General features: G+C 69.9%; 16 protein-coding genes and 1 pseudogene. All 17 read right to left on the bottom strand.

Going from position 1 to position 11028, the window contains the following annotated elements:
• Positions 1 to 1142 (bottom strand): Ig-like domain-containing protein (locus tag G446_RS0101520; protein ID WP_156916467.1); only part of this gene is annotated, 1142 nt, incomplete at its 3' end.
• A 418-nt stretch (positions 1143 to 1560) separates the two neighbouring features.
• A pseudogene (gene rplQ / locus G446_RS0101515) lies at positions 1561 to 2094 on the bottom strand (50S ribosomal protein L17); the annotation flags it as partial.
• Between the two features lie 30 nt (positions 2095 to 2124).
• Entirely contained in the window at positions 2125 to 3126 is a 1002-nt protein-coding gene (locus tag G446_RS0101510; RefSeq protein ID WP_026408800.1) for a DNA-directed RNA polymerase subunit alpha, read from the bottom strand.
• Positions 3127 to 3287: 161 nt separating this feature from the next.
• Positions 3288 to 3689 carry a 30S ribosomal protein S11 gene (rpsK, locus tag G446_RS0101505; RefSeq protein WP_026408799.1) on the bottom strand — a complete coding sequence of 134 codons (402 nt, stop codon included), beginning with the start codon at positions 3687 to 3689 and terminating at the stop codon, positions 3288 to 3290.
• 61 nt (positions 3690 to 3750) lie between these two features.
• The gene (gene rpsM / locus G446_RS0101500) at positions 3751 to 4125 is read right to left on the bottom strand and encodes a 30S ribosomal protein S13 (protein ID WP_026408798.1); all 375 of its coding nucleotides are present in this window, start codon (positions 4123 to 4125) and stop codon (positions 3751 to 3753) included.
• Positions 4126 to 4280: 155 nt separating this feature from the next.
• Positions 4281 to 4394: a 50S ribosomal protein L36 gene (gene rpmJ / locus G446_RS0101495; protein ID WP_026408797.1), complete on the bottom strand. Its 114-nt coding sequence runs from the start codon at positions 4392 to 4394 to the stop codon at positions 4281 to 4283.
• A gap of 35 nt (positions 4395 to 4429) precedes the next feature.
• Positions 4430 to 4651, bottom strand: a complete 222-nt coding sequence (gene infA / locus G446_RS0101490; protein WP_003781847.1) for a translation initiation factor IF-1 — start codon at positions 4649 to 4651, stop codon at positions 4430 to 4432.
• Between the two features lie 169 nt (positions 4652 to 4820).
• Positions 4821 to 5702: a type I methionyl aminopeptidase gene (map, locus tag G446_RS0101485; RefSeq protein ID WP_026408796.1), complete on the bottom strand. Its 882-nt coding sequence runs from the start codon at positions 5700 to 5702 to the stop codon at positions 4821 to 4823.
• Positions 5703 to 5707: 5 nt separating this feature from the next.
• Entirely contained in the window at positions 5708 to 6289 is a 582-nt protein-coding gene (locus G446_RS0101480) for an adenylate kinase (protein ID WP_211228213.1), read from the bottom strand.
• Positions 6286 to 7599, bottom strand: coding sequence for a preprotein translocase subunit SecY (gene secY, locus G446_RS0101475; protein ID WP_026408794.1), 1314 nt, complete (start codon positions 7597 to 7599; stop codon positions 6286 to 6288). Before secY ends, G446_RS0101480 begins: the two co-directional genes overlap by 4 nt.
• A gap of 387 nt (positions 7600 to 7986) precedes the next feature.
• The gene (gene rplO, locus G446_RS0101470; protein ID WP_051285538.1) at positions 7987 to 8505 is read right to left on the bottom strand and encodes a 50S ribosomal protein L15; all 519 of its coding nucleotides are present in this window, start codon (positions 8503 to 8505) and stop codon (positions 7987 to 7989) included.
• 1 nt (position 8506) lies between these two features.
• Positions 8507 to 8713: a 50S ribosomal protein L30 gene (gene rpmD, locus G446_RS0101465; RefSeq protein ID WP_026408792.1), complete on the bottom strand. Its 207-nt coding sequence runs from the start codon at positions 8711 to 8713 to the stop codon at positions 8507 to 8509.
• Positions 8713 to 9417, bottom strand: coding sequence for a 30S ribosomal protein S5 (gene rpsE / locus G446_RS0101460; protein ID WP_026408791.1), 705 nt, complete (start codon positions 9415 to 9417; stop codon positions 8713 to 8715). The genes rpmD and rpsE overlap by 1 nt, the downstream gene beginning before the upstream one ends.
• Positions 9418 to 9444: 27 nt before the next feature.
• Positions 9445 to 9819: a 50S ribosomal protein L18 gene (rplR, locus tag G446_RS0101455; protein ID WP_026408790.1), complete on the bottom strand. Its 375-nt coding sequence runs from the start codon at positions 9817 to 9819 to the stop codon at positions 9445 to 9447.
• A 2-nt stretch (positions 9820 to 9821) separates the two neighbouring features.
• Positions 9822 to 10364, bottom strand: coding sequence for a 50S ribosomal protein L6 (rplF, locus tag G446_RS0101450; RefSeq protein WP_026408789.1), 543 nt, complete (start codon positions 10362 to 10364; stop codon positions 9822 to 9824).
• A 21-nt stretch (positions 10365 to 10385) separates the two neighbouring features.
• Positions 10386 to 10784, bottom strand: a complete 399-nt coding sequence (gene rpsH, locus G446_RS0101445) for a 30S ribosomal protein S8 (RefSeq protein ID WP_026408788.1) — start codon at positions 10782 to 10784, stop codon at positions 10386 to 10388.
• Positions 10785 to 10842: 58 nt separating this feature from the next.
• Positions 10843 to 11028, bottom strand: a complete 186-nt coding sequence (locus G446_RS0101440; RefSeq protein ID WP_026408787.1) for a type Z 30S ribosomal protein S14 — start codon at positions 11026 to 11028, stop codon at positions 10843 to 10845.

Here is an 11028-nt window from a genome sequence, read left to right as displayed (position 1 = left end):
GTGGTGGCCGGGGGCTCAGTGGTGGCCGGGGTGGTCGGCTCGGTGGTGGCCGGGGGCTCAGTGGTGGCCGGGGTGGTCGGCTCGGTGGTGGCCGGAGCGGTCGGCTCGGTGGTCGGCGTCGGAGCGGGCGTGGTCGGGGCCTCGGTGGTCGGCGTCGGCGTCGGCGTGGCGTTGGAGCCGTCGCCGTAGCCCTCACCGAGGGCGTTGGCCGTCGCCGTCGCCGTCAGCGTCGTCGCCGAGTCGTTGACCACCGCATCGTTCGAGACGGAGCCCGCCGTGGAGCCGGAGGTGTAGAGGACGTGGCAGACGGTGGTCGCCGCCGCCGTCGTCCAGGTCACCGTGCGGGTCTCCTCGTTGTACGCGGCGTCCTGGGGCCGCCAGTAGTGACCCCAGTCGGAGTCCGTGCACTCCACGTAGCGGTAGTCCCCGCCCTGGTCGACCACCTTGTAGGAGGTGGCGCCGGAGACGTTGACCTCCCACGTCCACACATAGCTGCCGTCATCGTTGACCCGGCTGAGCCAGCCGATCTTGAAGCTGTTCGGGTCGGCCTTCTTCGGGATCACGCCGTCGCAGCTGATGTCGCAGGTGCCGTCGTTGTTGTCATCGCCCGGAATGACCGTGAAGTCCGTGCCGTTGACGGTGACCGTGGTCTGCGTCTTGCCGACCATCTTGTCCGTCATCTGGGCGTGGATGGTGAGCTCGCCGTCGTCGATGCTCTCCCACTGCTCAACGGTGTCGTTGAGGGTGCAGATGAGGGTCTTGTCGGCCTCGTGGACGGCGCAGTCGCCGATCTTGACGTTCTCGTCGCCCTTCTTGGTCAGCTGGAAGTCGACGCCGCCGGGCCAGCGCAGTCCCTCCCCGAGGGCGAGGCTGATGGTGTCCCCGGCGGTCGGGTTCTTGTCGGTCCAGTTCGCGGTGATGTCGATGCGCTGCCAGGCCTGGACCGTCGTCGGGTCATCGCCGTGGAGCGTGCGGGTTGTGATGCCCGTCACCTCGACGGTTCCCGCCGCCTGCGCCTCGGGCGCCGTCAGCGCCGTCCACCCCAGGGTCGTCGCCAGGCCGCCGGCCACGAGGACGCCGAGGGCGCGCCTGGCCGCAGAACGAACAGTCGCCCTACTACGCAATGTGTCTGTCAGGGGCATGTGTAACTCCCAGTAGTCAGGTCAGGACTCAATATGATTTCAGCCTAGCGCGATTGTGACCGGACGGAAACCTCAAGTCGCGATTCCCACAGATCCGTATGTGAGTCTCATCACAATGAGGGTGCGGGGCGGCACCCGGGAGCATCGCCGCCCCATCCTCCCCCGGTGCTCACGGTCCTCTACGAATTGCCTTGCATACGCGGCGGAGGGCGGTGCCGGGCGGCATCTGGGGCGGCGTCCGGCCCCCGGCGCACGGCGGTGGCGGACCGACTGTGATATCCACGGTGACGCGGCCCCCTGGCGGCGCCCCGTACGGCGGTGGTAGGGCCGGGCCCCGGGAATTGCCGGGAGGTCCGGACCCCGTCAATGGGGTCCGGACCTCCCGGAGCGGAGCGGCGGGACTAACGGCTCACTTCTGGGCGGGCGCGTCCTCGGCGGCGGGCGCGTCCTCGGCGGCGGGCTCCTCGGCCTTGACATCCTCGGCGGCTTCCTCGGCCTCATCGGCCTCGGCGGCGGGCTCCTCGGCCTTGACGGCCTCGGCGGCCGCCCTCTTGGCGGTGGCGACGGCGTCGTCCACGATCTCCTTCTTCGCCACCGGCTCGAGCACGAGGGAGATGACGGCCATGGGGGCGTTGTCGCCCTTGCGCGGCGCCGTCTTGACAATGCGGGTGTAGCCGCCCTCGCGCCCCTCGAACTGGGGGGCGAGCTCCTCGAACAGGCGGTACACGGCGTACTTGTCCGTCACCTTCTTCATCACGGTGCGGCGGGCGTGCAGGTCGCCGCGCTTGCCCTTGGTGATGAGCTTCTCGGCGTAGGGGCGCAGACGGCGGGCGCGGGCCTCCGTGGTCTTGATGGACTCGTGGAGGAAGAGCTGGGTGGCCAGGTTGGCCAGCATGTGGCGCTCGTGCTGGGGGGAGCCGCCCAGTCGGGGGCCCTTGGTGGGGCGGGGCATGTTGTCTCCTAGATGAATGGCGAGCGGGGCTCAGGCCAGGTGCTCGTCGCTGAAGGTGGGGTTGGTGTAGTCGTCGTCCGCGAGGTAGTCGACCGGGGAGCCCTTGAGGGACAGCCCCAGCTCGGCCAGCTTCTCCTTGATCTCGGAGATGGACTTGGCGCCGAAGTTGCGGATGTCGAGCAGGTCCGCCTCGCTGCGCGCGACGAGCTCGCCGACGGTGTGGATGCCCTCGCGCTTGAGGGCGTTGGAGGAACGGGCCTGCAGGTCCAGCTCGTCGATCATGAGGGCGAGGTCCTGCTGGAGGGCCTGATCCATGGGCGAGGGGCCGACCTCGATGCCCTCGGCCTCGACATTGAGCTCGCGGGCCAGGCCGAAGAGCTCGACGAGGGTCTTGCCCGCCGACGCCAGGGCGTCGCGCGGGGTGATGGAGGCCTTCGTCTCGACGTCGACGACGAGGCGGTCGAAGTCGGTGCGCTGCTCGACGCGGGTGGCCTCGACGGCGTAGGAGACCTTCTTGACCGGCGAGTAGATGGAGTCCACGGGGATGCGGGAGATCTCCGCGTTCGGATCCTTGTTCTGGTTGGCCGACACGTAGCCGCGCCCGCGCTCGACCGTCAGCTCGATCTCCAGCTTGCCCTTCTCGTTGAGGGTGGCGATGACCAGCTCGGGGTTGTGGATCTCGACGCCGGCCGGCGGGGTGATGTCGCCGGCGATGACGGCGCCCGGGCCGGACTTGCGCAGGTACATGACCACCGGCTCGTCGTTCTCGGAGGAGAGCACGATCTCCTTGATATTGAGGATGATCTGGGTGACGTCCTCCTTGACGCCGGCGATGGTGCGGAACTCGTGGGGCACCCCGTCGATGCGCACGGACGTGACGGCCGCGCCCGGGATGGACGACAGCAGCGTGCGCCGCAGGGAGTTGCCGAGCGTGTAGCCGAATCCGGGCTCCAGGGGCTCGATGACGAACCGCGAGCGGCGGTCCTCCTCGACGACCTCCTCGGTGAGCGTGGGTCGCTGTGCGATGAGCACGTGGTTTCCTTTCGTCGCGGCGCCCGCTATATGACGCCGTTCCTCGTGACTCGGGCGCCGCGGGCCCGCCGCGGTGCGCCCGCGCCCCGCCGGTCGGCGGGGCGCATGGGGCCGACGGCGCGGCCGCCGTGCGGGGCGGGGGCGCCGTCGGCCCGAGGCCTTCAGACGCGGCGGCGCTTGGGCGGGCGGCAGCCGTTGTGGGCCTGAGGGGTCACGTCCGTGATGGAGCCGACCTCGAGACCGGCGGCCTGGAGGGAGCGGATCGCGGTCTCCCGGCCCGAGCCCGGGCCCTTGACGAAGACGTCGATCTTCTTCATGCCGTGCTCCTGGGCGCGCCGGGCGGCGGCCTCGGCGGCCAGTTGGGCGGCGTAGGGGGTCGACTTGCGCGAGCCCTTGAAGCCGACCTGGCCGGAGGAGGCCCAGGCGATGACGGCGCCGTGCGGGTCGGTCAGGGAGACAATGGTGTTGTTGAAGGTGGACTTGATGTAGGCGTGGCCGTGCGTGACGTTCTTGCGGTCCTTGCGTCGCGGCTTGCGCACGGCGGTGCGGGTCTTGGGGGGCATGCTTCCTTCTTCGTTCGGGATCGTCGTCCGCGGCGGGCCCTCGCCGCGCCGCGGCCGCTGCTTACTTGGCCTTCTTCTTGCCGGCCACGGTGCGCTTGGGGCCCTTGCGGGTGCGCGCATTGGTCTTGGTGCGCTGGCCGTGCACCGGCAGGTGACGGCGGTGGCGCAGACCCTGGTAGCAGCCGATCTCGATCTTGCGGCGGATGTCCGCCTGGACCTCGCGTCGCAGATCGCCCTCCACCCGGTAGCTGGAGTCGATGTGGGTGCGCAGGGCGACGAGCTCGTCCTCGGTCAGGTCCTTGACGCGGGTGTCGGGGTCGACGCCCGTCGCCTTGAGGGTCTGGTCCGCGCGAGTGCGCCCGATCCCGTAGATGTAGGTCAGCGCGACCTCGACTCGCTTCTCGCGAGGCAGGTCGACGCCGGAAATGCGTGCCACGGTGTGGTTCTCCTGTGTGCTCCCGGAGGTCGTCACCCACCTCTCCGCTGTGCGCTGCGGCCCCGGCCTCCGAGAACCGGGGGTTGCGCCGGCCGGGGCCGGTCGCCGGGGCGGGTGCTGATGGCGGCCTCCCCGCGGGGGGCCGTGCGCGGGCCTCAGCCCTGGCGCTGCTTGTGGCGCGGGTTGTCGCAGATGACCATGACGCGGCCGTGGCGACGGATCACCTTGCAGCTGTCGCAGATCTTCTTGACGCTCGGCTTGACCTTCATAATGCTCCTCCTTACGCCCCTCGCGGGGAGGACCGTCACTTGTACCGGTAGACGATGCGACCGCGGGACAGGTCGTAGGGGCTCAGCTCCACGACTACGCGGTCCTCGGGGAGGATGCGGATGTAGTGCTGCCGCATCTTGCCGGAGATGTGCGCGAGCACGACGTGCCCGTTGCTCAGCTCCACCCGGAACATCGCATTCGGAAGGGCCTCGACGACCGATCCCTCGACCTCGATGACGCCGTCCTTCTTAGCCATGTTCCTCCGGTGCCTTCTCACTCGAGTTTCCTCCGATGGCGACGCCGTCGGAGAGGGCGCCGAGCGGGCGTACCGCTGGCGCACCGACTGCCAAGGATACGACGGCCCGCCGGGGGGCACCACGCGAGATGAGGCACATTCGCGGTGTTCCCGGCCACAGGCCGGCGCCTCAGCGCACCGGGCGGGGCTCGATCCCGAAGGGGGCCAGGCCCTCGACTCCGCCGTCGGGCGCCGTGAGCACCCAGACCCCGCCGGGGACGACGGCCACTGTGTGCTCCCACTGGGCGGCGCGCGAGCCGTCCTGGGTGACGACCGTCCAGCCGTCGTCGAGCTCGCGGACCCGGGCGGATCCGGCGGTGAGCATGGGCTCGATGGCCAGCACCATGCCCGGGCGCAGGCGCGGGCCCTTGCGCCTGACGGAGTAGTTGAGCACGTCGGGGGCCATGTGCATCCGCGTGCCGATGCCGTGGCCGACGTACTCCTCCAGAATGCCCAGGCGCAGCCCGTCGCGCTCGGCGGTGGCCTCGACGACGTCCTCGACGGCGTCGCCGATGGCGTTGAGGCACTGGGCGCGCCCGCCGGCCTGGCCCGCGGCGGCCCGGGCGACGGCGGCGATGGCCGCCCACAGGGCCTCATGGGTGGTGCGGTCCAGGATGCGGTCGGAGTCGCCGTCGTAGCGCCCGCCGACGACGGTGGTGAAGGCGGCGTCGCCGTGCCACTGGACGCCGTCGTCGTCGGTGATGCAGGCGCCGCAGTCGAAGGTGACCAGGTCCCCGGCCCGCAGCACCCGCGGGCCCGGGATGCCGTGGACGACCTCGTCATTGACCGAGACGCACACCGTGGCCGGGTAGTCGTAGTAGCCCAGGAAGTTAGAGCGGGCGCCCGCGGCCTCGATGACACCGGCGCACACCGCGTCCAGCTCGCCGGTCGTCACGCCCGGGCGCACCGTCTCGCGCAGGGCCGCGTGGATGTCCGACACCACGAGCCCGGCACGGCGCATGTGGCGCACCTGATCAGGGGTCTTGAGCTCGATGCGCTTGCGGGAGAACACGGCACCTACACACTCAGTCGGGCGGCCAGGGCCGCCATGATCCGGTCCGTCACCTCGTCGATGCCGCCCATGCCGTCCACGCGCAGCAGCAGGCCCCGGCCCTCGTAGATCGCGGCCAGCGGCGCGGTGGCCTCGGCGTAGACCTCGAGCCGACGGCGGATGACCGGCTCCGTGTCGTCGGCGCGCCCCTGCTCGGCGGCGCGGCCCAGCAGGCGCTCGACGACGGCGTCGGCGTCGGCCGTGATCTCGACGACGACGTCGAGGGCCTCGCCCCGCTCGGAGAGCATGTCATCCAGGGCGTCGACCTGGGCCGCGGTGCGGGGGTAGCCGTCGAGGAGGAAGCCGGAGGCGGCGTCGTCCTCGGTCAGGCGGTCGGCGACCATGGCGTTGGTCACCGAGTCGGGGACGTACTCGCCCTTGTCCATGTAGGCCCGGGCCCGCCGCCCCAGCTCGGTGCTCCCGGCGACGTGGGCGCGGAAGATGTCGCCGGTGGAGATCGCCGGTATGCCCAGGCGCTCGCCGATGCGGGCGGCCTGGGTGCCCTTGCCGGCTCCGGGGGGGCCCAGGAGGACCATGCGTGCGCTCATGAGAGGAACCCTTCGTAGTGGCGCTGCTGAAGCTGGGAGTTGATCTCCTTGACCGTCTGGAGGCCCACGCCGACCATGATGAGGATCGTCGTGCCGCCGAAGGGCAGGCTCGAGGACAGGCCGAGCCACCTGCTGACGGCCAGGGTGGGCAGCAGGGCCAGGACCACGAGGTAGACCGAGCCGGCCACCGTCACGCGGTTGATGACGTAGGAGAGGTAGCGCACGGTCGGCTCCCCGGCGCGGATGCCGGGGATGAAGCCGCCGTACTTCTTCATATTGTCGGCGATCTCCTCCGGGTTGAAGGTGATGGCCGTGTAGAAGAAGGTGAAGAAGAGGATGAGCAGGCTGTAGGCCACGAGGTAGACATTGGCGTCCTGCCGGAGGTGGTTGTGGATCCACTGCACCCAGCCCGCATTGGTGTTGGAGAACTGGGCGAAGAGCTGGGGCATGGACAGGATCGAGGAGGCGAAGATGACGGGGATGACGCCCGCGGTGTTGATCTTGATGGGGATGTAGGTGGTCGAGCCGCCGTACTGGCGCCTGCCCACCATGCGCTTGGCGTACTGCACCGAGATGCGCCGGGTGGCCTGCTCGATGAAGACGACGGCGACGGTGGCCACGAGGATGATGGCGATGACCACGAAGAACTTGTAGGCGTCGGAGCCGCCGAAGATGGACAGCAGGTTCTTGGGCATGCGCGCGACGATGGAGGTGAAGATGAGCAGGGACATGCCGTTGCCGATGCCCTTGTCGGTGATGAGCTCGCCGAGCCACATGATCAGGCCGGTGCCCGCGGTCATGGTGACGATCATGAGGGCCATGGTCAGGGGGGAGGAGTGGGGGACCAGCGGGTCCGGGCATCGCATGCCGAAGGGCTGGTCGGTGGAGGCTGTGGCCACGATCGCCGAGGACTGGAGCACGCCCAGGCCGATGGTCAGGTAGCGGGTGTACTCGGTGAGCTTGGCGGTGCCGGACTGGCCCTCCTTGTGCAGCTCCTCGAAGCGCGGGATGACCACGCGCAGCAACTGGATGATGATGGAGGCCGTGATGTAGGGCATGATCCCCAGGGCGAAGACGCTCAGCTGGAGCAGGGCGCCGCCGGAGAAGATGTCAATGAGGTTGACCAGGCCGGGATCATCCTGGTTCTGCTGGTTCTTCAGGGGGTCCAAGCACGCCTGGACGTTGGTGAGGGAGACGCCCGGGGTCGGCAGCACGGACCCTAGGCGGAACAGGGCCATGATGCCCAGGGTGAAGAGCAGCTTCCTCCGAAGGTCAGGCGTCTTGAAGGCCTGCATGAACGCGCTGAGCACTCGGTCTCCTGTGGCTTCCGGGGACGATCTGACGGCAGCCGTGCGGGCGCACGACGGCCCGGTACCGGGACAGCACCGTGAGCCACCCTACCGCCTGCACCACCCGCTGCGGCCCATCGTCGCCCCCTTGTAACGGGGTATCCGTCACCATCGCGCCCGCGGGCGTCACCGCCCGCCCGGAAGATCGTGGCACATCCCGGCGGCCTCGATCACCCGGTCCGCCCGCATCCCCGCGACGAAGCCCCGCGTCGCGGCGACCTCTCCTGCCGCCGAAGCGGTAGAAGGGCTTGACAACGATCGAGGGCCCCTCCCCCGGCGGTGAACCGGTGGGAGGGGCCCTCGATCTCGTTCGCGACCCGCTCCGGTGAGGGGCTGGGCCCGGCCCGCTCAGCGGGCGGTGAGCGAGCCCCCGGCGGCCTCGATCTTCTCCTTGGCGGAGCCGGACCAGGCGTCGGCGGTGATCTCCAGCTTGATGTCGACGTCGCCCCCGCCCAGGACCTTGACGAGCCAGCCGTCGCGCACGGCGCCGGCGGCGACGAGGTCCTCGACCGTGACCCGGCCGCCCGCGGGGAACAGCTCGGCGATGCGGCCGACGTTAATGGGCTGGTACTCCACCCGGTTGGGGTTCTTGAAGCCGCGGAGCTTGGGCAGGCGCATGTGGAGCGGCATCTGGCCGCCCTCGAAGCCGGGGCGGACCTGGCGGCGGGCCTTGGTGCCCTTGGTGCCGCGGCCGGCGGTCTTGCCCTTGGAGCCCTCGCCCCGGCCCACGCGGGTCTTGGCCTTCTTGGCGCCGGGGGCGGGCCGCAGGTGGTGCAGCTTGATGATCCGCGTCTTCTCGGTCCTCTCGGCCTTCTCGGCCTCGGTCCCGGACTTCCCGGCCGACTCGGTCTTCCTGGTGTCAGCCATCTCAGGCCTCCTCGACGGTGACCAGGTGGTGCACCGTGGCGATCATGCCGCGCACGGAGGGGGTGTCCTCGCGCACGACGGACTGGCGGATCTTGCGCAGGCCCAGGGTGCGCAGGGTCTCGCGCTGGCGGCGGGTGCCGCCGATGCCCGAGCGGATCTGGGTCACCCTGAGCTGCTTGGTCGTCTGCTTCGATGCGGACTCGGCCATCACGCATCCACTCCTTCGGCGGCCTCGGCGGCCTCCTTCTTCTCGGCCTCGGCGCGCCGGTCGGCCTCGCCCTCGGCCCGGGCCCGCAGCATGGACGTCGGCGCGACGTCCTCCAGGGGCAGGCCGCGGCGGGCCGCCACGGACTCCGGCTGCTCGAGCTGCTTGAGCGCGTCGACCGTCGCGTGGACGATATTGATCGCGTTGGACGAGCCCAGCGACTTCGACAGGATGTCGTGGACGCCGGCGCAGTCCATGACGGCGCGCACCGGGCCGCCGGCGATGACGCCGGTGCCGGGGGAGGCGGGCCGCAGCAGGACGACTCCGGCGGAGTCCTCGCCCTGGACCAGGTGCGGGATGGAGCGGCGGATCATGGGGACGTGGAAGAAGTTCTTCTTGGCGATCTCGACGGCCTTGGCGATGGCGGAGGGGACCTCCTTCGCCTTGCCGTAGCCCACGCCCACGGTGCCCTCGCCGTCGCCGACGACGACCAGCGCCGTGAAGGTGAAGCGGCGGCCGCCCTTGACGACCTTGGACACGCGGTTGATGGCGACGACGCGCTCGATGTACTTGTCCTCGTTGCCGCGGTCGCGACGGTCGCGGCGGTCACTGCGGTCGCGGCGGCCGCGGCCCTCGCCCCGGCGCTCGTCGGCGGCGCGGACCGGGCCGTCGGACGACGCGGACCTGTCTTGCTGCGATGCAGCCATTGTTCCTCTGCTTTCTCGTCGTCTGGCTCAGAGCCTCAGTCCGCCCTCGCGGGCGCCCTCGGCGACGGCCGCGACACGGCCGTGGTACTTGTTGCCGCCGCGGTCGAAGACGACCGCCTCGATGCCCAGGGCCCGGGCGCGCTCGGCGATGAGCTCGCCGACCTTGCGGGCGGCGCCCACCTTGTGGCCCTCGACGCCCTTGACGACGTCCTCGAGCGTGGAGGCGGAGCACAGCGTGTGGCCGATCGTGTCGTCGACGACCTGGGCCACCATGTGGCGGTTGGAGCGGGTGACGACCAGCCGCGGGCGCTCGGGGGTGCCGTTGATGTGCTTGCGCACGCGCTGGTGGCGGATCTTGCGGGCGACGGCCTTGGACTTGCCCCTCTTGATCGCGTAAGCCATGGTTACTTGTTACCAGCCTTTCCGATCTTGCGGCGCACGTTCTCGCCGGCGTAGCGCACGCCCTTGCCCTTGTAGGGCTCCGGCGGGCGGATCTTGCGAATGTTCGCGGCGACCTCGCCGACCTGCTCCTTGGAGATGCCGGAGACCTCGATCTTGAGGTTCCCGTCCACCTTGAGGGTGATGCCCTCGGGGGCCTCGACGACGACCGTGTGGGAGAAGCCGAGGAACAGCTCGATGCCGGTGCCCTTCTGGACGGCGCGGTAACCGGTGCCGACGATCTCGAGCCGCTTGGAGTAGCCCTCGGTCACGCCGACGACCATATTGTGGATGAGCGTGCGCGACAGGCCGTGCAGGGAGCGCGAGCGGCGCTCGTCGTCGGGCCGGGTCACCAGGATGGAGCCATCGTCCTGCCGGGTCACGCTCAGCGGCTCACTGATCGTGCGCGACAGGGTGCCCTTGGGGCCCTTGACCGTCACGTCGTTGCCGTCGATGGTCACGTCCACTCCGGCGGGAACCGGGACGGGGAGACGTCCAATGCGAGACATGGTGATTCCTCCGTTCCTGCTTCACCAGACGTAGGCGAGGACTTCCCCGCCCACGCCCCTGGACTCGGCCTGCCGGTCGGTCAGGAGGCCGGAGGAGGTGGACAGGATGGCCACCCCCAGGCCGCCCAGGACCTTGGGCAGGTTCGTGGACTTGGCGTAGACGCGCAGGCCGGGCTTGGACACGCGCTTGAGGCCCTGGATGGCCCGCCGGCGGTTGGCCCCGTACTTGAGGCTCAGCGTGAGCGTCTTGCCGACCCGGGCGTCGGTCACCTCGTAGTCGGCGATATAGCCCTCGGCCTTGAGCATGGCGGCGATATTCACCTTGAGCTTGCTCGACGGCATGGAGACGGCGTCGTGGTAGGCGTTGTTCGCATTGCGCAGACGGGTCAGCATGTCTGCGATCGGGTCTGTCATAGTCATGAGTGGGCCTGCGCCCTTCCTCGTCGTGGTTTCCTCACCGGACCTGCGACGTAAGTTCTTACCAGCTGGACTTGCTCACGCCGGGGAGCTGGCCGCCCAGGGCCATCTCGCGCAGGCAGATGCGGCACAGGCCGAACTTGCGGTACACCGAGCGCGGCCGGCCGCAGCGCTGGCAGCGCGTGTAGGCGCGGACGCCGAACTTCGGCTTGCGGTTGGCCTTCTCGATCAGAGCGGTCTTCGCCAT

Origin of the sequence: Actinomyces dentalis DSM 19115 (assembly GCF_000429225.1) — a bacterium.
Taxonomy (GTDB): Bacteria; Actinomycetota; Actinomycetes; order Actinomycetales; family Actinomycetaceae; genus Actinomyces; species Actinomyces dentalis.
This window is presented reverse-complemented; position numbering and strand designations above follow the sequence as displayed.